At 56.6% G+C, this 23222-nt stretch carries 23 protein-coding genes; 13 read left to right on the top strand and 10 right to left on the bottom strand.

Going from position 1 to position 23222, the window contains the following annotated elements; genetic code table 11:
• Positions 1-9 precede the first annotated feature (9 nt).
• The 8 genes from ruvX to metK form a co-directional block, all read right to left on the bottom strand.
• The gene (gene ruvX, locus FHC51_RS01505; RefSeq protein WP_103822816.1) at positions 10-426 is read right to left on the bottom strand and encodes a Holliday junction resolvase RuvX; all 417 of its coding nucleotides are present in this window, start codon (positions 424-426) and stop codon (positions 10-12) included.
• Positions 426-986, bottom strand: coding sequence for a YqgE/AlgH family protein (locus FHC51_RS01500; RefSeq protein WP_103176923.1), 561 nt, complete (start codon positions 984-986; stop codon positions 426-428). Before FHC51_RS01500 ends, ruvX begins: the two co-directional genes overlap by 1 nt.
• A 155-nt stretch (positions 987-1141) precedes the next feature.
• Positions 1142-2089 carry a glutathione synthase gene (gene gshB / locus FHC51_RS01495; protein WP_220434757.1) on the bottom strand — a complete coding sequence of 316 codons (948 nt, stop codon included), beginning with the start codon at positions 2087-2089 and terminating at the stop codon, positions 1142-1144.
• A gap of 19 nt (positions 2090-2108) precedes the next feature.
• The gene (rsmE, locus tag FHC51_RS01490; protein ID WP_103822814.1) at positions 2109-2840 is read right to left on the bottom strand and encodes a 16S rRNA (uracil(1498)-N(3))-methyltransferase; all 732 of its coding nucleotides are present in this window, start codon (positions 2838-2840) and stop codon (positions 2109-2111) included.
• 84 nt (positions 2841-2924) lie between these two features.
• Positions 2925-3632, bottom strand: a complete 708-nt coding sequence (gene endA, locus FHC51_RS01485; RefSeq protein WP_220434756.1) for a deoxyribonuclease I — start codon at positions 3630-3632, stop codon at positions 2925-2927.
• A 94-nt stretch (positions 3633-3726) separates the two neighbouring features.
• Positions 3727-4224 carry a SprT family zinc-dependent metalloprotease gene (locus FHC51_RS01480; RefSeq protein ID WP_103822812.1) on the bottom strand — a complete coding sequence of 166 codons (498 nt, stop codon included), beginning with the start codon at positions 4222-4224 and terminating at the stop codon, positions 3727-3729.
• Positions 4225-4295: 71 nt separating this feature from the next.
• Positions 4296-5693, bottom strand: a complete 1398-nt coding sequence (locus tag FHC51_RS01475; RefSeq protein ID WP_103176918.1) for a sugar porter family MFS transporter — start codon at positions 5691-5693, stop codon at positions 4296-4298.
• A gap of 208 nt (positions 5694-5901) precedes the next feature.
• Positions 5902-7056, bottom strand: a complete 1155-nt coding sequence (metK, locus tag FHC51_RS01470) for a methionine adenosyltransferase (RefSeq protein ID WP_103822810.1) — start codon at positions 7054-7056, stop codon at positions 5902-5904.
• Between the two features lie 659 nt (positions 7057-7715).
• On the opposite strand from metK, the gene yqgB reads away from it, so the two are divergent.
• Both yqgB and speA read left to right on the top strand, forming a co-directional pair.
• On the top strand, positions 7716-7847 hold the full coding sequence (gene yqgB, locus FHC51_RS01460) for an acid stress response protein YqgB (RefSeq protein WP_139156299.1): 132 nt from the start codon (positions 7716-7718) through the stop codon (positions 7845-7847).
• 8 nt (positions 7848-7855) lie between these two features.
• Positions 7856-9832: a biosynthetic arginine decarboxylase gene (gene speA, locus FHC51_RS01455; protein WP_114316826.1), complete on the top strand. Its 1977-nt coding sequence runs from the start codon at positions 7856-7858 to the stop codon at positions 9830-9832.
• Between the two features lie 220 nt (positions 9833-10052).
• On the opposite strand, the gene FHC51_RS01450 is transcribed toward speA, so the two are convergent.
• Complete coding sequence (locus FHC51_RS01450) at positions 10053-11627, bottom strand: hypothetical protein (RefSeq protein WP_220434755.1); 1575 nt, start codon at positions 11625-11627, stop codon at positions 10053-10055.
• A 162-nt stretch (positions 11628-11789) separates the two neighbouring features.
• On the opposite strand from FHC51_RS01450, the gene FHC51_RS01445 reads away from it, so the two are divergent.
• The 4 genes from FHC51_RS01445 to speB all read left to right on the top strand — a co-directional run bounded on the left by FHC51_RS01445 (position 11790) and on the right by speB (position 16190).
• Entirely contained in the window at positions 11790-12968 is a 1179-nt protein-coding gene (locus FHC51_RS01445; protein WP_220434754.1) for an oligogalacturonate lyase family protein, read from the top strand.
• Positions 12969-12981: 13 nt separating this feature from the next.
• The gene (locus tag FHC51_RS01440) at positions 12982-14265 is read left to right on the top strand and encodes an ABC transporter substrate-binding protein (RefSeq protein WP_103176912.1); all 1284 of its coding nucleotides are present in this window, start codon (positions 12982-12984) and stop codon (positions 14263-14265) included.
• A 36-nt stretch (positions 14266-14301) separates the two neighbouring features.
• A complete protein-coding gene (locus FHC51_RS01435; RefSeq protein WP_220434753.1) occupies positions 14302-15117 on the top strand; it encodes a sugar phosphate isomerase/epimerase in 816 nt (271 codons plus the stop codon).
• A 152-nt stretch (positions 15118-15269) separates the two neighbouring features.
• Positions 15270-16190: an agmatinase gene (gene speB / locus FHC51_RS01430; RefSeq protein ID WP_058608614.1), complete on the top strand. Its 921-nt coding sequence runs from the start codon at positions 15270-15272 to the stop codon at positions 16188-16190.
• Positions 16191-16193: 3 nt separating this feature from the next.
• Here the strand turns inward: speB and FHC51_RS01425 are convergent, their stop codons facing one another.
• Complete coding sequence (locus FHC51_RS01425; RefSeq protein ID WP_220434752.1) at positions 16194-17405, bottom strand: MFS transporter; 1212 nt, start codon at positions 17403-17405, stop codon at positions 16194-16196.
• A gap of 414 nt (positions 17406-17819) precedes the next feature.
• Here FHC51_RS01425 and FHC51_RS01420 point away from each other — a divergent pair, with 414 nt between their 5' ends.
• The 7 genes from FHC51_RS01420 to FHC51_RS01390 all read left to right on the top strand — a co-directional run bounded on the left by FHC51_RS01420 (position 17820) and on the right by FHC51_RS01390 (position 23220).
• A complete protein-coding gene (locus FHC51_RS01420) occupies positions 17820-18143 on the top strand; it encodes a non-heme iron oxygenase ferredoxin subunit (RefSeq protein WP_013098654.1) in 324 nt (107 codons plus the stop codon).
• Positions 18140-18448 carry a recombinase-like helix-turn-helix domain-containing protein gene (locus tag FHC51_RS01415; protein WP_103822804.1) on the top strand — a complete coding sequence of 103 codons (309 nt, stop codon included), beginning with the start codon at positions 18140-18142 and terminating at the stop codon, positions 18446-18448. Before FHC51_RS01420 ends, FHC51_RS01415 begins: the two co-directional genes overlap by 4 nt.
• A gap of 10 nt (positions 18449-18458) precedes the next feature.
• Positions 18459-19481, top strand: a complete 1023-nt coding sequence (locus FHC51_RS01410; protein ID WP_114316832.1) for an aromatic ring-hydroxylating dioxygenase subunit alpha — start codon at positions 18459-18461, stop codon at positions 19479-19481.
• A complete protein-coding gene (locus FHC51_RS01405; RefSeq protein WP_220434751.1) occupies positions 19481-20230 on the top strand; it encodes an SDR family oxidoreductase in 750 nt (249 codons plus the stop codon). The genes FHC51_RS01410 and FHC51_RS01405 overlap by 1 nt, the downstream gene beginning before the upstream one ends.
• A gap of 12 nt (positions 20231-20242) precedes the next feature.
• Positions 20243-21031, top strand: a complete 789-nt coding sequence (locus FHC51_RS01400) for an IclR family transcriptional regulator (RefSeq protein WP_114316834.1) — start codon at positions 20243-20245, stop codon at positions 21029-21031.
• Positions 21032-21109: 78 nt separating this feature from the next.
• Positions 21110-22036: a VOC family protein gene (locus FHC51_RS01395; protein ID WP_220434750.1), complete on the top strand. Its 927-nt coding sequence runs from the start codon at positions 21110-21112 to the stop codon at positions 22034-22036.
• Positions 22033-23220: an NAD(P)/FAD-dependent oxidoreductase gene (locus tag FHC51_RS01390; RefSeq protein ID WP_220434749.1), complete on the top strand. Its 1188-nt coding sequence runs from the start codon at positions 22033-22035 to the stop codon at positions 23218-23220. Before FHC51_RS01395 ends, FHC51_RS01390 begins: the two co-directional genes overlap by 4 nt.
• The last annotated feature ends 2 nt before the right edge of the window (positions 23221-23222 follow it).

Genomic DNA, 23222 nt, shown 5'->3' with positions numbered 1-23222 from the left:
GGAAGGGGATCAGTAACCCTGCTCGAAGTAACTTTCGAGAATAATCACCGCAGAAGCGGAATCGACGCTGCCTTTGTTTAGCGCGCGAAAACCGCCATGCTCGAACAGACCGGCGCGGGCTTCAACCGTGCTTAACCGCTCGTCATGCAGCTTAATCGCCACGCCAAAACGGCCATGAATTTTATTGGCAAAATTGCGCGCCCGGGCAGTTAATGGCTGTTCTGTGCCATCCATATTCAGCGGTAAACCGACGATGACCTCGTCCGGCTGCCACTCTTTCAGCAGTCGTTCGATCAGGTTCCAGTCCGGGGTGCCGTTTTGCGCTTTCAGCGCCGTCAGCGGGCGGGCGGTGCCGGTGATGCGCTGGCCGATCGCCACGCCGATACTTTTGGTGCCGAAATCAAAGGCGAGAAGCGTGCCGCTCATCAGGCATGCCCCGCGACGCCAGGCATAGTCTGGATATCAATGCCAATCAGTTTTGCCGCATCCCGCCAGCGATCGGCGATGGGGGTTTTAAACAGAATGTTCAGATCTGCCGGGGCCGTGAGCCAGGCATTATCCAGGATCTCCTGCTCAAGCTGGCCCTTTTCCCATGAGGCGTAACCGAGCGCCACAAGCACATCTGCCGGCTGGCTGGTGGTGCCCAGCGTCTCCAGCACGTCACGGGAGGTGGTCACAACGGTATTGTCAGAGATGCGGATGCTGGAGGAGAAACCGGGCGGCGTATGCAAAATAAAGCCGCGATCTTCTGCCAGCGGGCCACCCAGCATCACCGGTTTGTCGAGACGAATTTCAGGAACACGTTCGTCCTGGGAAATTTTCAATTTTTCCAGAATGCCTTCAACAGTCAGATTTTCCAGCGGTTTATTGATGATAATCCCCATCGCACCCTCTTCGCTGTACTCGCAGATATACACGACGGAACGGCGGAAAATCGGATCCTGGAGAGCAGGCATGGCAATCAGAAAGTGATGCTGTAAATTCATTGTCAGAGGTTCAGTTTCCTGGTTTAAAAAGCGACAGCACCCAGTATGCGGACAAAACCCGACACTGTCACTATACACTTCACCCTTCACGCTGCCGGGGCAATGGCTGCGCCTTGATGCAGCATGAAGGGTTGTGTGTATAAATATTGGGACTGTTACTGCTTCAGCCGTTTTTCGATCGCATCCATCAGCATGCCGGTAATAGACACCGGGAACTCAGCTTCGATTTCACGAATACAGGTCGGGCTGGTCACGTTCACTTCTGTCAGGCGATCGCCAATGATGTCCAGACCCACGAAGATCAGCCCTTTGGCTTTTAACAGCGGACCCACGCGGCGGGCAATTTCCCAGTCGCTTTCGGTCAGCGGACGCGGCTCGCCACGGCCACCGGCCGCCAGGTTACCACGGGTTTCGCCACCCTGCGGAATACGCGCCAGGCAGTAAGGCACCGGCTCGCCGTCCACCACCAGCACGCGCTTGTCGCCGTCGACAATCGCCGGAATATAGTTCTGCGCCATGCAGTAGCGGGTGCCGTGCTCGGTCAGCGTTTCGGCGATCACCCCCAGGTTTGGGTCACCCTCTTTAACGCGGAAGATTGAGGCGCCTCCCATGCCGTCCAGCGGTTTCAGGATGATATCGCCATGTTTCTGCCAGAAGGCTTTCAGCTGCGCTTTGTTGCGCGTCACCAGCGTCTCTGGCGTCAGGTCGGAGAACCAGGCGGTGTAGAGCTTCTCGTTACAGTCGCGCAGGCTCTGCGGCTTGTTAACGATCAGGGTGCCTTTCTCTTCTGCGCGCTCGAGGATATAGGTGCAGTAGATGTACTCCGTGTCGAACGGCGGGTCTTTACGCATCAGGATCACGTCGAGTTCGGCAAGCGGCAGATCCTGCTCGGAACCAAACTCGTACCATTTATCGTAATTCTGCTCGACGTTGACGATGCGGGTGCGCGCACGCGCTTCGCCGTTAATCAGATACAGATCGCTCATCTCCATATAGTGGAGCTGATAGCCGCGACGTTGCGCTTCCTGCAGCATAGCGAAGCTGGAATCTTTCTTGATATTGATGTTTGCGATGGGGTCCATCACGATGCCGAGCTTGATCATTGTCTTCTCCGTTAATGCTTCAACCTAAATCGCCAAAACGCACCTGCAGGGCAGTGATGGCGGTTAGCGCGGTGGTCTCAGTACGCAGAACGCGGGGTCCCAACAGAATATCAGTAAACTGGTAGCGTGCGGTCATGGCGATCTCATCCGCCGACAGGCCGCCTTCCGGACCGATCAACAAACGCACGCGCTCAACCGGCAGCGGCAGGGTGTTGATGCTGGCGCTGGCGCGGGGATGAAGGTTGAGCTTCAGACCCTGCTCCTCTTCCGCGCACCAGGCTTCAAGGTCCATGGCCGGACGGATCTCCGGGACGCGGTTGCGGCCACACTGCTCACAGGCGGCAATGGCGATTTTTTGCCACTGCTGGAGCTTCTTATTCAGACGTTCAGCATCCAGTTTAACCCCGCAGCGCTCAGAAAAAAGTGGCGTAATGAGGCTTACACCCAGTTCGATCGATTTCTGGATGGTGAATTCCATTTTTTCGCCGCGCGACATCACCTGGCCTAAATGGATATGCAGCGGTGATTCACGATCGTCGATGTCGCCACGCAGGACGCTGACCTGCACGCTTTTTTTATCGGCACGGATAATTTCGGCGTCAAAAACCTGATTTGAACCATCAAACAGTTGAATCGCCTGGCCTGCACCCATGCGCAGCACGCGGCCAACATGGTTGGCGGCCTCTTCCGAGAGGGCAATTTCGCTGCCAGCGGCAATCGGTTCTGGGTGATAAATACGAGGAACACGCATAGTTAAGAAATCCATCAAGAGCTGAGTCCCCCTCATCCCACAGGGGAGAGGGGGACGCTAAGAAACAGTTGCCGCTAGTGTAGGTTAGCTCTTTTGCGCCTGGCAAGCGCGCTGGACGTAAGGGTTGTGATTCCCCTGTACTTTGGCGATGCGCTCGTCACGTATGCACTCCCAGGCCGTGACCGGATAGAGTTTATCCCAGGCGTTGAAGAGCTGGGTCTGCTGGCGGGAGAGGTTGAGGTGATACCTGTCGCGCATGTAGAAGTAGATGCGGGCGATGCTGCCGCGGGCGCGGGCAGGCGGCTCGGCAAGTTTCTCCTTGAAATCGACCTTCATGGCGCACTGGCCATACTGGCCTTCGCCGCCGTTCCACTGGCTGTACATAAAGTTGCCGCGATCGCCATTTACCTCGCCCACGGCAGGTTGCAGGTTATGCATGTCGCTCTCTATCTGGCGATAGATCGGGTCTTTGGCGCAGTTTTTACGCCCGCCATCCTGCCAGCACTGACGCTGGTGGCCGAACTGCCAGGCCGGGACCACATGTTCCCATTCGATACGGCTGGCGCGGTTCTCATTTTTACGCACTTTGTAGCCGCAGGAGGCCAGATCCACGACCCCTTTTTTGCCCTGCCAGTTAATTTTGCAGCCACAGTAAAAATCGCCCGGCACGTCTGCATTGACCTTTACGCCTGCGGCTTTTGCCTGAGAGAAACTGTGGATACCTTCGGCCAGCGCATGGCCTGAGAACGCCGTCGTCAGAAATGCGACCGCGAGAGAGAAATTACGGGACATCGTGAACTCCGTGTCAAAACGAGCCCGCAACGTAACGAAAGTTGTTCCTGTATGCAATCAGGTAGATCAGGAATGTTCCTGATTGTTCTGCCGCTTACTCGGCGATAAGGGGTTCACCGCACTTGACGCAGCGGTAGGTCGCTTCTCCGCGCACCACCCGGTTATGGCGACGCACCGTAAGCTGGTGCTGCTGACAGGGGCAGCGATAGGGGAACGTATTGCGCCGAACGGAATCAAGCTCGAACTGGTGAGTTCGGCGAGCCGGTACGCCCAGCACGGCTTCCATCATCCATTTCCACTCTTTGCCATGCGGCGCCACGCGGCCAAAGTGCTTCCATACCAGCAGATGCGCCAGTTCATGCGGCACCACCTCGTCAATAAACGCCTGCTGGTTTTCCAGCATTAAAACGGGGTTAAGGCGGATCTCGTACGCGTCCAGCCAGGCGGTGCCTGCTGCGGTGCCGCGCTGCTGCCACACCAGCTTAGGTTCAGGGTAGTTCCGGTCGAGTTTCAGGTTGGCTTGAGCCAGTTTATCGCGCAGGCTGCGCATAGCGGCTTGCTGAAGCGCAATAGGGAGACGGGGTGTTTTCATAGGAGCAGAGCATAGAGCCTGCGGCGAGGCGGTGCAAGCGGCTTCCTCCGCAGGGGAGGAAGCCGGACGGATCAGTCGTGGGAGCCAATTTCGCGCAGTGGGCGACCTTTCATCAGGTTGCGTTCGATATGTTCCAGCGAAACATGTTTCGTTTCAGGAACCAGCCACAGCGTCAGCACGATAAACAGCAGGTTCAGACCGCCGTACACCCAGAAGGTGTTGGCATTACCCAGCGTATCGAGCATGGTCAGGAAGGTTGCGCCGACAATCATGTTGGCGATCCAGTTGGTGGCGGTGGAGCAGGTAATACCGAAGTCGCGGCCTTTCAGCGGCTGGATCTCAGAACAGAGTACCCAGATCAGCGGGCCAGCGCTCATCGCAAAACCGACGATAAACATCAGCAGCATCCCGACGGCTACGTACTGCATCGCGGTGGAGTCAATACCCACATGCAGCATGGTACCCAGTACGCCCATACCCGCCGCCATCACCAGGAAGCCCAGCGTCAGCGTCGGTTTACGACCCCAGCGATCCACCAGACCGATGGCGATAAAGGTTGCCAGCACGTTGGTCAGGCCGACAATAACGGTGCCCCACATCTGCTGAGTGGTGTTGCTGTAACCTGCCAGCTCAAAGATTTTCGGTGCGTAATACATAATGACGTTCATCCCGGTGAACTGCTGCATGATCTGCAGCAGCACGCCAAGGAACACCGCCCGACGGAAGTTGCTGTTCTCTTTAAACAGCGCCCAACCGCTCTGTTTGACCTGCAGGCTTTCGCGGATCTCTTCCAGCTCACGCTTCGCTTCCGCGCTGGTATCGCGCAGGCGCAGCAGCACGCGCTCCGCATCGTTAAAGCGTCGCTTGGCCGCAAACCAGCGTGGGCTGTCAGGCAGGAAGAAGACGCCAATCAGCAGCAGCACCGCCGGGATAATGATCACGCCCAGCATCCAGCGCCATGCGCCGCTGTAGCTGAAAGCGGTATCAGAAAGATAGGCGCCAAGAATACCGATAGTGATCATCAGCTGATACATGGAGATCATGCTGCCGCGGATTTTCTCCGGTGCAATCTCAGACAGGTACAACGGCGCGGTATAAGAGGCCACACCCACCGCCAGGCCCAGCAGCACACGTGAAGCAATCAGCACTTCCACGTTAGGCGCCGCGGCAGAGAAGAGCGAACCGGCGACAAACAGAATCGCGCCAATCATCAGGCTCTTTTTACGCCCGAGTTTGAAGGAGAGCCAGCCGCTGCCGACTGCACCGACTGCCGCACCAAACATCATCGAGCTGACCACCCACTCCTGGGTATGGGAATCGATCTGGAATTCGTCAGTAATGAACGGCAGGGCGCCGGCAATCACGCCGATATCGAGGCCGAAAAGTAAACCTGCCAGTGCTGCGAGGAAGCAGACGAAGAATGTCATCGTCTTGTTGGACGTCCGTCCCTGTTTTTTATTATCAGGCATGAAGCCTCCAGTTGGTTTTTTGTTTTATGAATGTAAAGTTTTGAATGGGATGCTGTAAAAGTATGTGAGAGGGGCGGGACAGACAAAGAGAGTATTCCGAAAGGGCTGCGTTTTTATCGCGATGTAAGCGATTTCAGGCGGGGCATTCAGGGGCCTAAAAAACAAAAAGCCAGCACGAGGCTGGCTTTTTCAGTAAGCGGTCAGTCGATTATTTCAGACCGGCAGCTTCACGCAGCAGGGCGGCTTTGTCGGTTTTTTCCCATGGGAAATGTTCGCGACCAAAGTGACCGTAAGCAGCGGTTTCTTTGTAGATTGGGTGCAGCAGATCCAGCATCTGGATCAGGCCGTATGGACGCAGGTCGAAGAACTCGCGCACCAGTAAGGTCAGCTGCTCAGATGGCACTTTTTCGGTGCCAAAAGTTTCAACCATGATGGAGGTCGGTTCCGCCACGCCGATGGCGTAGGAGACCTGGATCTCACAGCGGTCAGCCAGACCTGCGGCAACGATGTTCTTGGCAACATAACGTGCTGCGTAGGCTGCGGAGCGGTCAACTTTAGACGGATCCTTACCGGAGAAGGCGCCGCCACCGTGACGCGCCATGCCGCCGTAGGTATCAACGATGATCTTACGACCGGTCAGACCGCAGTCGCCCATTGGTCCACCGATAACAAAGCGGCCCGTTGGGTTGATGAAGTATTTTGTAGAGGCATTCAGCCACTCGGTCGGCAGAACCGGCTTGATGATCTCTTCCATCACCGCTTCCTGCAGGGATTTCTGCTCGATATCTTCAGCGTGCTGAGTAGAGAGAACCACCGCGTCGATACCGACAATTTTGCCGTCGTCGTACTGGAAGGTGACCTGGCTTTTCGCATCCGGACGCAGCCACGGCAGGGTACCGTTTTTACGCACTTCAGCCTGACGCTGCACCAGACGGTGCGCATAGGTGATTGGCGCTGGCATCAGCACGTCGGTTTCGTTGGTAGCGTAGCCAAACATCAGGCCCTGGTCGCCCGCACCCTGTTCCAGCGGATCGGCACGGTCAACGCCCTGGTTGATGTCAGGGGACTGTTTGCCAATGGCGCTCAGGACGGCGCAAGAGTTGGCATCAAAGCCCATATCAGAATGTACATAGCCGATTTCACGTACGGTGTTACGGGTGATCTCTTCGATATCAACCCATGCACTGGTCGTGATTTCACCGCCCACCATCACCATGCCGGTTTTGACATAGGTTTCACACGCTACGCGTGCCTTTGGATCCTGCTCGAGGATCGCATCCAGCACGGCATCGGAGATTTGGTCAGCAATTTTATCAGGATGTCCTTCTGATACAGACTCGGACGTAAACAGGTGTTTTGCCATGTTTTATTTTACCTAAGGAGAATTTGTTTAGCTCAAACTGTCGTGTGGGATAGCCGTGGCAGGTTTTTCCACCAGGACTTGCAGATGGTGACACTGGCAGTCTGAGTGTTAATCGGTATGGATGGATTAACATCTGGACGGCTATTTTAGGTCACTTCTTCGCCCGATTTCCAGCTTTTTTTGAATGTATCCACACGCCCCTGAAAACCCTGCTGGAAATTTTTGCTGACGGTGCGTCAATGCCCGCATTTATATTTTGCATTTTCCGCGTCTTGTCGGTATAAAACGCGGCGCGCGGCTCATACAAAAAAGCACACGACGTTTCTTCGTGTCGCCACTTCCAGCCGGGTAAAGCAGTGAACTTTTAGCTTTAACTTGTCGCGAGTTTTATCAGGCTTGCGTGGAGGTGATACGAGATAATGAACCGTCGTTTTCCGCTAATTCAGTTCTGCCTTTCAGGCCGGAACATGTTCCCCGCCATTCGCATTTCTAATCTGCAAACCTGCCGATGTTATACCCATCTCGGCGCTTCTCAGGATTCCCGGGCAGGCACTACGCTTTGTGAAGACTGAACAAGGGCGCTCTTGTTAATACAAGAGTTTTCTCGTGGTTTCGCCGGACCTTGTCATACAGAGTTCGGATACGTGTTTTACAATGATATGAATAAGAAACCGGTCGCACGGCCCGGCTTTCAGCATTCTGTGCTGGAAAACCGGTCGGATAATGGGTTGTTATCGCAGATTGACGCTGCGATAGTAGTCAACTGTTTTACACTTAATAGTAAGAGTTGAGGTTCGCTATGTCTGACGACATGTCTTCGTTTTCGCCTTCGTCAGCGGGCGAACAGGGTGTACTACGTTCTATGCAGGAGGTTGCGATGAGCTCCCAGGAAGCCAGCAAGATGCTGCGCACATACAATATTGCGTGGTGGGGTAACAACTACTACGACGTCAACGAGCTGGGCCACATCAGCGTTTGCCCGGATCCTGACGTACCGGAAGCGCGCGTCGATCTCGCCAAACTGGTAAAAGCACGCGAAGCGCAGGGCCAGCGTCTGCCCGCTCTGTTCTGCTTCCCGCAGATCCTGCAACACCGTCTGCGCTCCATTAACGCCGCCTTTAAGCGCGCGCGTGAATCCTACGGCTATAACGGCGACTACTTCCTGGTCTATCCGATCAAGGTAAACCAGCATCGTCGCGTTATTGAATCCCTGATCCACTCCGGCGAACCGCTGGGTCTGGAAGCCGGTTCCAAAGCGGAGCTGATGGCGGTGCTGGCCCATGCCGGCATGACCCGTTCGGTGATCGTCTGTAACGGTTATAAAGACCGTGAATACATTCGTCTGGCGCTGATCGGTGAGAAGATGGGCCACAAGGTCTATCTGGTCATCGAGAAGATGTCTGAGATTAACATTGTGCTGGAAGAGGCCGAGCGCCTGAACGTGGTGCCGCGCCTGGGCGTACGTGCGCGTCTGGCCTCCCAGGGCTCCGGCAAGTGGCAGTCCTCCGGCGGTGAAAAATCCAAGTTTGGCCTCGCGGCGAACCAGGTTCTGCAGCTGGTGGAGATCATGCGCGAGCGTGGTCGTCTGGACAGCATCCAACTGCTGCACTTCCACCTCGGTTCCCAGATGGCCAACATCCGCGATATCGCCACCGGCGTACGCGAGTCGGCCCGTTTCTACGTCGAGCTGCATAAGCTGGGCGTAAATATCCAGTGCTTCGACGTGGGCGGCGGCCTGGGCGTGGACTACGAGGGTACTCGTTCCAAGTCTGACTGCTCCGTGAACTACGGCCTGAACGAATACGCGAACAACATTATCTGGGCTATCGGCGATGCCTGCGAAGAGCACGGCCTGCCGCACCCGACGGTGATCACCGAGTCCGGGCGTGCGGTGACCGCGCACCATACGGTGCTGGTCTCCAACATTATCGGCGTTGAGCGCAACGAATACACCGAAGCCACACCACCTGCTGACGACGCGCCACGCGCGCTGCAGAGCATGTGGGAAACCTGGCAGGAGATGCACGAGCCGGGCACCCGCCGTTCCCTGCGCGAGTGGCTGCACGACAGCCAGATGGACCTGCACGATATTCATATCGGCTATTCATCCGGTACATACAGCCTGCAGGAGCGCGCCTGGGCAGAGCAGCTCTATCTGAACATGTGCCATGAAGTGCAGAAACAGCTCGATCCAAGCAACCGTGCGCACCGTCCTATCATCGACGAGCTGCAGGAGCGTATGGCGGACAAAATGTACGTCAACTTCTCGCTGTTCCAGTCGATGCCGGATGCGTGGGGTATCGATCAGCTGTTCCCGGTCCTGCCGCTGGAAGGGCTGAACCAGGTGCCTGAGCGCCGCGCGGTGCTGCTGGATATCACCTGTGACTCCGACGGCGCGATCGATCACTACATTGACGGTGACGGTATCGCCACCACCATGCCAATGCCGGAGTACGATCCGGAGAACCCACCTATGCTGGGCTTCTTTATGGTCGGGGCCTATCAGGAGATCCTGGGCAACATGCACAACCTGTTCGGGGACACCGAAGCGGTTGACGTGTTTGTCTTCCCTGACGGCAATGTGGAAGTGGAGCTCTCTGACGAGGGCGACACCGTGGCGGACATGCTGCAGTACGTGCAGCTCGATCCGAACAAACTGCTGACCCAGTTCCGCGATCAGGTGAAAAAGACCGACCTGGACGATACGTTGCAGAGACAGTTCCTGGAAGAGTTTGAAGCCGGTCTGTACGGTTACACCTATCTGGAAGACGAGTAATGACAGTGCCCGGCGACGTTTGCGTCGCCGGGCTTTTCCTGCCCCAGCCAGTCGATGGCGATCACAAAATCCTGCCGCTCAAATGTGAGTTAGATCACCTGAAATTTCCCCAGGTCGTGATCGGCCTCACTTTTTCTACCGCTGATTGCGCTAACCGCTCTTTTCCTTTTGCCTGACGGATTTACTTCCCGCCCCTGTGCCACCATGCTTTCACTATCGCTTAGTCGTGAGCCAGGCTTGCTATCAACGCCGCGATGCGTGGCGGATTGAGCAGTGTGGCGAAGGAGGAGGGGTGTTGTGAGCCGTGCTGAAGCAGCCACGTTTCAAGCTCGCGATTCTGATGCGTAAAGTGCGCCAGCGCCGCGGTGAATTCCGCCCTGACATCCGCTTGCTCGCCATATTTGCGCAGCCACAGTTTTAGCGTCAGCGCCCGGGTGAACGCGCTGTAGATATGGCTATATTTCACCGCCCGGGTTACCCCGGAAAGGAGGATATGCCGGGCGTCGTCGGTGAGCATGCTATCAGGCAGGAGATTAGATGCCCGGCTGTACATATAGTCGGCTAGGAAGCGGCTACGCTGGTCCTCAAGCTCGATAAGCTGACGCTGCTGGTGGCCCAGCTCCGGATCGTCGCTCGGCATCAGCGGTTGAAAAGACTGGGTCCAGCTGGCGCCGCGGGTATCAAGATGAAGCAGATGCAGGGTCTGGTCTAAATCTTCCGGGGGGCGGCTGTGGGATTGCAGCACCCGCCCCAGTAGGGTAGGCGTTTTACAGCTCCATTCGTGGCTGGCGACGAGAATATCGCTGATGGCGTTAAGGGTTGGCAGGGTGAGAGGGGCGCGGGCGCGTTGCTGTAGCCAGGGAGCGATCAGTTGACGGGGGGTGACCTCTGGCTCGCGGATCAGCCGGGAGAGGCCGGATAAATTAAGCTCGTTAACGGAATCCTCCAGCGTCAGGTCTGGCAGCCACTCCCAGTCGACGCGGACGGTGATGGCCTCTGGCGTACTGTCGAACTGATTAAGCCAGCTAAGGCGCTGCTGGATTTCGTCAAGCAGATAACAGGGCAGCAGCGTCCAGCCATATTCCAGCCCCCAGAGATCCAGCTCCAGCCATTTCTGGTTATGGCGAATGTTGAGCAGATTGGGATTACCGGCAAAGCCGGGACGGTAATCGAGTTCGGTTGCTTTAACCGAGGCGCGAACGTCGCCGGGCAGGGCCTCCAGCGCTTCCCGCAGCATATGCCGGGGCCAGGTTTTGTCCTGGTAATCGCGTAAAATAAGCTGGCGTCCCAGTTGCCGGATGCCCTTATATAACGCCTTTAATGCGCTAATCCAGTTTTCGGTGCTGACGTCGGGCGTGGATAACGACAGGCGCAGACCGCGAACGGTGGGCAACGCGGCGAGAATGTGCGGAATGACGTTCTGAAAAAAAGCGTGAATAAAGTGGGATTCGTTATTTTCAGAAAGAAAAAACTCCGGGAATTTCGCTTTTAATTCCTGGCTATTAGGGGTGGCTTCTCCCTGTAACCAAAGCTGCAAATTATGACGTTGAACATAGTCGCCCACTTTGCGTAAATAAATAATGGCATTTTCCTGGGCGATAGTGAGATTAATTAAATCGGCGCCTTTACAATGTGGTGAAGGCGGAGCCAGACGCGCTAATAATGACTGCTGGTGAATAATAATGCCCTGAAAACCATAGCCTGTGGCCAGTCGTACCGCTTTTTCAATAAAAGCCCAGCGCCATATTTCAGGTGAATTAAATTCCATTAACAGGTAAGGCGTCGTTGTATTCATTAAACGCATTCCGCAGCGATAAAAAACGCATGCTAGATGCGATCCCCGCAAAGATCAAACGCCGCTGCTGGCGTAAGAAAAAAAGTGTGAGCCTGCTCGAATGCGCTAAAAACGTGTGTCATCTGCAGGCCAGATTGTTATGCCCTGACAGGAGGAGTTCCCATGGCGAAAGGTATGAAGGTACAATTACATTTTGAACATTATATCGATGAGGATACCGGCGCTAAAGTTACCCGCTTCACGCCTGTTGATGTTATTTGTCATCGTAATTACTTTTACCAGAAATGTTTTATTGATGGTGGCAGGAAATTAATTTTTGCCGGTGAGTTCGATGTTAACCGCAACTATTATTTGCTGGATCTGGCGACGGGTATAGCAACGCAATTAACGGAAGGCGCGGGCGATAATACCTTTGGCGGCTTTTTATCACCGGATGAAACCTCGCTCTATTATGTCAAAAGCGAACGCAATTTAATGCGGGTAAATCTGTCGACGCTGCAGGAAGAGATCGTTTATCAAGTGCCGGAAGAGTGGGTGGGATATGGCACCTGGGTGGCGAACAGCGCCTGCAATAAGCTTGTCGGCGTGGAGATCCATCGCGACAGCTGGCGACCAATTAGCGACTGGACCGTCTTCCAGACCTTCTGGGCCGAGCAGCCGCGCTGTCGGGTTATCCGCATCGATCTGCATACAGGGGAGAGAACCACGCTGCTGGAGGAGAATCAGTGGCTGGGGCATCCGATTTATCGACCCTTTGATGACAACACCGTGGCCTTCTGCCACGAGGGGCCTTTGGACCGGGTCGATGCCCGTATGTGGCTGATGGACGAAGATGGCAGCAATATTCGTAAAGCCAGACAGCCCGCTCCCGGCGAAAGCTATACCCATGAATTCTGGGTGCCGGATGGCTCGGCGATGATGTACGTCACCTATGTGAAAAACAGCCCTGTGCGCTATTTATGCCGTATTGACGGCCAGAGCGGCCAGGACGAACGCCTGATGGCGATGCCCCCCTGTTCCCACGTCATGAGTAACGAAGATGGCTCCCTCGCCGTAGGCGACGGTTCCGGCGTGCCCATTGATATCGCCGATAACTCCGGCTATGGCGATACCAGCGATCCCTACCTGTGGTTATTTGATTTGCGGAAAAAGCAAGCCTACAAAATCGCCCGTCACAGCTCCTCCTGGCAGGTGCTGGACGGCGATCGCCAGGTAACGCATCCGCACCCCTCGTTTACGCCCGACGAAAAAGCGGTGCTGTTCAGCACGGATAAAGACGGTAAACCGGCGCTCTATCTGGCCGAGATCCCGCCTGAGGTTTTGCAAAACATTAAGGCTTAATAAGGAGCAAACGATGAAGAAACGTAACGCTTGCCTGAGCGCCTCATTATTGCTTGCCTGCTCCTGCCTTGCGGCGGCGCAGGCGGCGGAAATCCGTATCTCCTGGTGGGGAGGAAACAGCCGCCACCAGGCGACCTTGAACGCCATTAAGCTGTTTGAGCAAAAATATCCTGATATCAAGGTGAAGGCCGAATACGCCGGGTGGGAAGGATACCTCTCGCGCCTGACCGTACAGATTGCGGGCGGCAACGAGCCGGATGTCATTCAGACCAACTGGAACTGGCTGCCTATTTTTTCCCGGGACGGCAACGGCTTTTATGATCTCTACAGCCAGAAAGCGGTGCTCGACCTCGGGCAATATGACCCTCAGTCCCTGAGCACCACCACGGTCAACGGCAAGCTGAACGGCATTCCGGTGGCGGTGACGGCACGCAGCTTCTACTACAACAAGAAATTATGGCAGGAGATGGGCGTCAGCTATCCGCAGAGCTGGCCGGAGCTGATGGCGGCCGGGAAAGCGTTTCAGGCAAAAGACAAAGAGAAATATCCGCTAGTACTCGACTATATGGAGTCGTTGACGCTGGTACAGTCCTGGATGGTGCAGAAATACGCGATTCCGGCGATTAATGAGAAAACGGGCAAGTTCAACTATACCCCGCAGCAGTGGGTGGAGTTCTTCCAGCTGTATAAAGATCTTGTCGACAGCCACGTCTTCCCTTCCATGCGGGTACTCTCCTCTTACGGCAAAAGTAATACCTGGGAGATGAAGCCCTGGATCCAGGGGAAATGGGGTGGCATCTATATGTGGAATACGAATGCCGTGATGTATGAAAACAACCTGACCGCGCCCTATAACAAGCTGGAGCTGGGGCCATTCTTTATGCTGCCGGGGGCGAAAGATGCCGGATTATTCTTCAAGCCGACAATGATGTTCAGCGTGGGGAAATCGACGAAGCACCCACAGGAGGCGGCGAAGCTGATCGATTTTTTAATGAACGATCCGCAGGGCGTCAAAGCGATGGGGCTGGAGCGCGGCACGCCGCTGAGTAAAAAGGCCGCGCAGCAGCTGGAGGCAGAGGGAGTGATCCAAAAGGACAACATTACCGTGGCCGGGATCAACGCCTCTCTGGCACTGCCCCATAACATCCCCACCTCGCCCTATTTCGATAACCCGCAGTTTGTCGAGCTTTGGCACAACACCATTGAAAATATCGACCAGGGCACCCTTACGGTAGAGCAGGCGGCGAAAAGCTTCTCCCGTAATGCCGAACGCATCCTGGGCAGAGCAATGCGCTAACCCGACGATACCGGTTCACAGATGATGGGGAAGGATATGATTACCTTTAGCGCAACGCTAACCTGCCGTTATGAAACGCTTTTTTCGCCTTTTACCCCGCAGGACTTTGAACAGGGACTGGCGTGGCTGGCGCAAAGCGGCTTCGACGCCGCCGAACTGTGCATCAATGATTATGAAGGCATGGAGGTCTCATGGCTGAAAAAGCGGCTGGATGACTACCGGCTGGGGTGTACGACTATTGCCACGGGCCAGGCCCGCAAGCGCGATGGCCTCTCTTTACTTTCCAGCGACAGGGCGGTGGTTTTGCGTACTCAACGGCGCCTGGCGGAACATATTGACGCCGCCGCGCAGCTGTCGAGCCATGTCACCATAGGCTCATTGCGCGCAACGGACAGGATGCTGAGTAAAACCGAGTATATGCATGCGCTGGCGGAGGCGATGGCGCCGTGCGTGGAGCAGGCGAAGCGGTGCGGCGTGACGCTGGTCCTTGAAGCCCTCAATCGCTATGAAATCGCGCATCTGCACAGCGCGGCGGATATGATGGCGTTTATGAGCTTCTGCGACGCACCGGAAAATGTCGGCGTGTTATGGGATATTTTCCATGCCAATATTGAGGATCGCGATTTCACCGACGCGATAGCCTTGCTGGGCTCCCGGCTGCGGCATGTGCATTTTGCCGACTCTAACCGGGCGTTTCCGGGCTATGGCCATTTGCCGATTGACGACATCTATCTGGCGCTAAAAGCGGCCAACTATCAGGGTGCGGTTTCGCTGGAGTGTCTGTGCCAGCCGTCAACGGCAACGCTGATTAAAGAGGCCGGTCCGCTGATCGAGCGGTTGCGTCGCTTATAAGGGGTGAAGTGGGGGGATCATTTTTCCTGACTTGAACCTGCGCAGATTAACGGCGATAATTCTTTTTATTGCCTTTTTCCAATCTAACCCTTCCTCGTCGGGCTAACGACGCGGGAGGGTTTTTTTATAGCGACGAATATGAGGTTTTTGCCATGAGCACCTTAGGTCACCAGTACGACAACTCGTTAGTTTCCAATGCCTTTGGTTTTCTACGCCTTCCGATGAACTTCCAGCCTTACGACAGCGATGCGGACTGGGTGATCACCGGCGTACCATTTGATATGGCGACATCCGGTCGTGCCGGTGGCCGTCATGGCCCGGCGGCCATTCGTCAGGTTTCCACCAACCTCGCCTGGGAGCATAACCGCTTCCCGTGGAACTTCGACATGCGCGAGCGCCTGAACGTCGTGGACTGCGGTGACCTGGTATATGCCTTCGGCGACGCGCGTGAAATGAGTGAAAAACTGCAGGCGCACGCAGAAAAACTGCTGGCTGCCGGCAAGCGCATGCTCTCCTTCGGTGGTGACCACTTCGTGACGCTGCCATTGCTGCGCGCCCACGCGAAGCACTTCGGTAAGATGGCGCTGGTGCATTTCGATGCGCATACCGACACCTACGCGAACGGCTGTGAATTTGACCACGGCACCATGTTCTTCACCGCGCCGAAGGAAGGTCTGATCGATCCGAACCACTCCGTGCAGATCGGCATCCGTACCGAATTCGACAAAGACAATGGTTTCACCGTGCTGGATGCCTGCCAGGTGAACGATCGCGGCGTGGATGACATCATCGCCCAGGTTAAGCAGATCGTCGGTGATATGCCGGTCTACCTGACCTTCGACATCGACTGCCTGGATCCCGCCTTTGCCCCAGGTACCGGTACCCCGGTGATCGGCGGCCTGACCTCAGACCGCGCCATCAAACTGGTGCGCGGCCTGAAGGATCTGAACATCGTCGGTATGGACGTCGTTGAAGTGGCCCCTGCCTATGATCAGTCCGAGATCACTGCGCTGGCCGCAGCGACCCTGGCGCTGGAGATGCTCTACATCCAGGCGGCGAAAAAAGGCGAGTAAGCCTTAGGCGCTGATTGCTGCTGCGCGACGCATGCGCAGCAGCAACATTCCCCCGGCCAGCAGGGTGATAACCTGCGACACCACCAGCACCGAAAAACCGGAGCTGACCGACCCGGCCGATTTCATCACCATCCCCATCAGTAGCGGAATAAACGCCGCGCAGATATTGCCAATCCCATTAATGATCCCGTAGGCGCTGCCCACCGCTTCTCGTGCGGCGTGATGCTGGATCACGGCAGGAATGGCGGCCCCCTGAAGCCCCCAGAAGATATTGGCGGAAAGCATAAACAGCGCCAGCCATACCGGCTGATGGCTGAGCATCAGCGCGACCACTGACAACGCGGTCAACGCGCCGCCCACAACAAAGAGTACCGGAGCCTGGTCCGGGCGCATTTTATCGAGCAGCACACCACCCAGGAACTTTGAACCCAGGCTCAGCAGGAAGGGGATCGCCGCAAGCCAGCCCGTCGCGTGAAGGGAGAAGTGGTGTTCATCCCGCAGCCACGCGGGCAGCCAGGCACTGCTTCCCCAGAGATAGCTCAGGGTGGCGATTTCAACCAGTAAAATCCAGCCCAGCAGCGGCGTTTGCCAGGCGAGGGTAAAGGTTTCGACAAATCCCGGTTTTTTCATCTTCACCGCACCGCGCGGTGCGGGCAGGAAGCGCCAGATTAACCCGCCACCCAGCAGCAAATTGATTGCCGCCAGCGCATAGAACGAACCCGCCCAGCCCAGATGTGCCATCAGCCAGGTGACGAGCGGAAAGCCCACCGCCAGCCCGAGCGAGACGCCCAGCGCGGTGACGGCGTTGGGTTTGCCTATCTCTTCCGCGCTGAAGTTATCGCTGATAAAGCGCGTTTTCAGGGAAAAGAGCGGACCTTCGGCAATGCCCAGCACCAGGCGGGCGATAAGCATCCCCATTAGCGAGCCCAGCAATGGCGAAACAGCGCAGACCAGGGCCCAGATCGCAATGCTGCTTAACAACCCCTGCCGATAATGAAGTTTGCTTTCAATAACAGGAGTTAATAATAAAGCGGAAAATCCATAACCCAGCAGAAAGCAGGTCATTAACATTCCCTGTAACATTCTGTTTTCATTTAACCGAAAATGCTCGGCAAATTCTGGGTTTAAAATCATCACCGAGATATTCACCCGGTCGACGTAGGAAATAATAATGAGTAATAACAATGCAATTATGCCTTGCCATCTTGCCGTCATAATGCCTGCCTTATACATGCGTGTAATTTTATTTTTATTTGCGTGATTGTCACGGAGCTAAAATGGTTCACCTGTGAAACTCATTGTTTATAAACAATAAAATTTAGATCTGTTTCACAGGTGAAACACTGAGATTTTCAGTTGTTTTATTTTTAGGTAACAAAAGTAAAAGAAGTCAATATTTCTTTATTTAAATTTAACCTCATCGGTAAATCGTATTCATTCACGCCGTAATAATGAAAATTTCATATCGCTGCATTTTTTCGTGATCCTTTGCACACTTAGTTAATTAATTACCTGTCGGTTAACAAATTCGTCACATTAACGCTTGACGAAACATTCATCGCTTTTATATTGACCGTATTAAATAAGAAACAGAGTTTCATATATGAAACAAAAGCCTGGAGGATCGCGATGAGCTGGATAGGCGTATGTGACGCAGAACAAGTACAGGAAGATTTCCCTTTTAGCGGCAACGTCGAAGGCAAAGAGATCGGCGTTTATTTGATTGACGGCGAATATTACGCGCTGGAAGACGTATGCCCGCACGCGTATGCCTTGCTGAGCCAGGGCTTCGTGGAAGATGGCAAAGTGGAATGCCCGCTGCATGAGGCGGTGTTTGACGTCAAAACCGGCCAGTGTCTGCATGGCCCCGGTGGTCGCAACCTCAACCGCTACCCGGTTCGGGTCTTTGAAAATCAAATCCAGATTACCTTCGTCGAGGAGACCGTGGCATGAGCGACACCCTGAATTTCAACCCGGCACTGCCCGAAAGCCGCCAGTTTACCCCGCCAGCCGAGGGCGGTAACGGCGCCATTCATAAGCCGGGCGAATATCAGAATCTGATCTGGCAGACCCGCAGCCGCGAGCCGGAAAGCTGGGAAGTGAAGCTGATTGCGACGCTGGAAGATCTCTTCGAACAGGGCATTGAAACCTTACCGGAGCTGGTGAAGGGGCTGAACGCGGTGCGGATGCACGATCAGCAGGGCGAGCCGTGGAGCGACGCCAGCTTCCAGGCATTCTTACAGGTTAACGGCTACTGAGGACAACGCGATGACGACTACCGTACAAAATTATCTCGATAAGGGTCTGCGCGGCCTCTGGTATCCGGTTTTGGCGAGCTGGGAAGTGCAGTCTGCGCCCGTGGGCATTACCCGTCTGGGGGAGCAGATTGTGGTCTGGCGCAACAAAGATGGTCAGGTCCAGGCGCTGGAGGACCGCTGTCCGCACCGTGGCGCGCGCCTGTCGATGGGCTGGAATCTCGGGGACCGCATCGCCTGCTGGTATCACGGCGTGGAAGTGGCAGGCAATGGCGAAGTGAAAGATGTGCCTGCGGTGGACAAATGTCCGCTGGTCGGCCAGCAATGCGTACGCAGCTATAACGTGCAGGAGGCGCACGGCGCCATCTTCCTGTGGTTTGGCGTCACCGCCGATCAGCAGCCGGACGAGCTGACCTTCCCGGATGAACTCGCCGACACGGAAAATTTCAGCAACTTCCTCTGCACCGCCGGGTGGAAATGCAATTACCAGTACGCGCTGGAAAACGTGATGGACCCGATGCACGGCACCTATCTGCACTCCTCCTCGCACTCGATGGCGGAAGGGGACCGCAAGGCCGACATGGTGCTCCAGCCGACCAAAACCGGCTTCATCTTTGAGAAAAAAGGGCAGAGCGGCGTCAACTTCGACTGGGTGGAGCTGGGCAACAGCGGCACCTGCTGGATGCGCCTCTCCATTCCTTATAGGAAGCGTTTCGGACCGGGCGGCCACTTCTTTATCGTCGGTATGGTAGTGCCGGAAGATAACGACAACTGCCGCGTCTTCTTCTGGCGCATCCGCCGCGTGCAGGGCTGGCAACGCGATATGTGGCGCTTTATGTACCGCAACCGTCTGGAAAAACTGCACTGGGAAGTGCTGGAGCAGGATCGCGTGGTGCTGGAAAGCATGGCGCCAAACGCCCGCGACCATGAATACCTCTACCAGCATGACGTCGGCCTCTCCCGCTTGCGCCGCATGATGCAAAAAGCTGCGAAAGAGCAGCTGGCGATGCGCGACGCGCAGCAGGGAGCCGCCTGATGAACGGGCTGCTGAGCGGAAAACGCATCGTGGTGACCGGTGCCGCGCGCGGGCTGGGCTACCACTTCGCCAGAGCCTGCGCGGAGCAGGGGGCGGCGGTGGTGATGTGCGACATTCTGAAAGGCGAGCTGGCTGAAAGCGCCCACGGACTGAGCGAACAGGGTTATGCGATCGAATCGCACGTTATCGATCTGGCCGATCTGCATTCCATCGAACAGGTGTTCAGCGCCATTGGCGAGCAGGGGCAGATTGACGGTCTGGTGAACAACGCGGCGATGGCGACCGGCGTCGGCGGCAAAAACATGCTCGATTACGATCCGGATCTCTGGGATCGGGTAATGCGCGTCAACGTCAAAGGCACCTGGCTGGTCACCCGCGCCGCCGTGCCGCTGCTGCGCGAAGGGGCGGGAATTGTCAACGTAGCCTCCGATACCGCCCTGTGGGGCGCGCCGCGCCTGATGGCCTATGTCGCCAGTAAGGGGGCCGTGATTGCCATGACCCGCTCAATGGCGCGGGAGCTGGGTGAAAAGCGTATTCGTATTAACGCCATCGCGCCGGGATTAACCCGCGTTGAGGCGACGGAATATGTGCCCGCCGAACGGCATCAGCTCTATGAAAATGGCCGGGCGTTAACGGGGGCGCAGCAGCCGGAAGATGTCACCGGCAGCGTGGTCTGGCTGTTAAGCGATCTGTCGCGGTTCATCACCGGGCAGCTTATCCCGGTCAACGGCGGTTTTGTCTTTAACTAAGGGTTGGCGATTATGGCAAACGATCAGGAAGTGAAGTATCTGGTGCCGGGGCTGGAGCGCGGTTTACAGCTGCTGTTGGCCTTCGGCGAGCAGCATCGCGATCTGACCTTTGCCGAGCTGCACCGGCTGGTGGATATGCCGAAGGCTACCGCCTACCGCGTGGTACAGACGCTTGAGTATATGGGGTTTCTGGAGCGCAACACACGCACCAATACCTTCTCGCTGGGCATGAACGTGCTGCGTCTGGGCTTTGAGTACATCGCCTCGCTGGATGTGGCCCAGGTGGGCCAGCCGGTTATCGAACAGCTGCGCGACGTCAGCCAGTGCAGTAGCCATCTGGCGATCCGCGACGGGCGCGACATCATCTACATCGCCCGCGTCAGCGCCGCCGGGTCGCGCATCAATCAGGTCAGTATCGGCACCCGTCTGCCGGTGCACTGCACCTCGCTCGGCCGCATGCTGTTGACCGATATTTCCCGCGCCGATTTTGAACAGCTGTTCCCGCATGAGCGCCTGCCGGGCAACACGCCGGGGCAGCTTCATGACCGCGAAGCCCTGTGGCAGATGGTGCAGCAGGACAAAGCCCGTGGGTATGTGATCGGCGAATCCTTCTTCCGCCACGGCATCTCCTCCATCGTCTACCCGGTGTATGACCGAAGCGGACGCGTGGCGGCGGTGGTCAGCATCCTGGTGCCGGCGGAAGAGATCCCGCAAACCGACCGCGAACGTCTGCAAAACGACGTTCGTCTGGCGGCGGATAAAATTTCTGGCTTCTTAGGGTATTTATCACAGGCCAGTTAAATCAGTGAGTTAACGTCAGGCGCTTCACTGCGTCGGGCATGTTTTACGCCCAATTTGGGCCAGATGAGGCAACGAACGATGAGTGTAACCGGAATTGAAAAGCTGGAATTTGGCGTTGAGAACCTGACGCACTGCGCCAAATTTATGCGTGATTTTGGCCTGACGGGCGATGCCAGCGGCCAGCGTTTTACCACCCTGAGCGGCGCGCGCGTGGAGCTTAACCCGATCGACAGCCCCGATCTGCCCCCGGCGTTTGAAGCGGGTAACACCCTGCGCCGCATGACCTGGGGGGTGGCGACCCAGAACGATCTGGACGCGCTGCGCCCGAAGCTTGCCGGGCAGCCCGGCTTCCGCGAGGTGGGTGATGCCCTGGAGTGTCTTGACCCGAACGGCATGACCCTGCGCGTGCAGGTCAGCCAGCAGACCGACGTGGAGCTGAACGTCGAGCCGATCAACCAGTGGGGCGATGCCCGCCGGATTGACACCCCCAGCCCGGTTTACGACCGCGCCCAGCCCATCAACGTTGGCCACGTGGTCTTCTTTGTGGAGGAGCTGGCGGCGGTGGAAAAATTCTACCGCGAAGTGCTCGGTTTCCAGGTCTCTGACCGCTACATCAATCGCGCCGTGTTCCTGCGCTGCGGCGTGCGTGGGGGGCATCACAACCTGTTCCTGCTGCAATTGCCGAACCGTAAGCGTGGCCTGAACCACGTGGCCTTTACCGTGCGCGATATCCACGAGGTGATCGGCGGCGGTATCGCGATGAATAAAAATGAATGGAGCACCTTTATTGGGCCAGGCCGCCATCCGGTCTCGTCGGCCTACTTCTGGTACGTCAACAGCCCGACCGGCGGCGCGTTTGAGTACTACACCAATGACGACTACCTGACCGAAAACTGGCAGCCGCGCGAGCTGGAGCACTCGCTGGTCTCCTTTACCGAATGGGCGGTGGAAGGCGGGATCGACCACGATACGCGCCGCCAGCAGAAAAAACCGGAGGCGGTATGACGTCGCGCATTGTCATTATCGGCGGCGGTCAGGCGGGCGGCTGGGCGGCTAAAACCCTGCGCGACGAGGGCTTCGACGGCGAGATTTGCGTGGTGGCGGAAGAGGAGTGGGATTTCTATGAACGGCCACCGCTGTCGAAAGCCTCTCTTTTGCAACCAGACGCGGCGCTTCCGCGACTCTTTTCCGAAGAGGCGCAGCAGGCGCTGAACCTGACCTGGTATCGTCCGTTGCGGGCTGACTCCATTGACCGTGAAGCGAAAGCGGTTGTTTTAAGCAACGGCGAGCATCTTAGTTACAACATGCTTTTACTGGCCACCGGAGGGCGGGCGCGCCTGCCGGGTGAGGCGTGGGGGGCGCACCCGCAGGTCTACACCCTGCGCCACTGGCAGGACGCGCAGCGCCTGAAGAGCCGTCTGGCGGAAAGTAAAACCCTGGCGATTATCGGCGGGGGCTGGATCGGCCTGGAGATTGCCGCTTCCGCCCGCAAAAGCGGTGTAGCGGTCACCCTGTTCGAGCAGCAGCCCGCCCTGTGCATGCGCTCGGTGAGTGGCGAGGTTTCGCAGCGCTTAGCAACAATTCATCGCGAGCAGGGTGTGGCGATCCGTACCGGCTGCGGCGCGCTGGAGCTGGAAGAGGATAACGGTCTGCCGGTCATCCACTGCGACGGCCAGCGTGAAACCTTTGATGCAGTGGTGGTGGGGATCGGTGTCGATCTCAACCTGGAGCTGGCGCGCAACGCCGGGCTTAAAACCGAACGCGGGATCGTGGTGGATGCCCAGGGACGCACCGCGGATCCGTTCATCTTTGCCGCCGGGGATGTGGCCCAGCATCATCACTACGGCCTGTGCATCCAGTCCTGGGCCTTTGCCCAGAATCAGGCGGTGGCGACGGCGAAAGCGATGCTCAACCCCGATGCGCCAGGTTACGACGACGCGCCGTGGCTGTGGTCGGATCAATATCAGCACAATATCCAGATCCTCGGCATTCCGCAGCCGGACAGCAGCACGATAGTGCGGGACGATTCGCTGTTCTTCTCGCTCGACGCGAACGGGCGGCTGACGCAGCTGGTGGCGTTCAACGATGCGCGCACCGTCAAGCTGGCGAAGCGCTGGATGGCGGCGGGAAGGGATCTGTCAGACGTACCGCTCAGCGACCCGACCTTTTCACTGATGTCATTGCGATAGCT

This window comes from Leclercia sp. EC_58 (assembly GCF_019584355.1).
GTDB lineage: Bacteria > Pseudomonadota > Gammaproteobacteria > Enterobacterales > Enterobacteriaceae > Enterobacter.
Note: the sequence above shows the minus strand (reverse complement) of the source record. Positions and strands in the feature narration are given on the sequence as shown.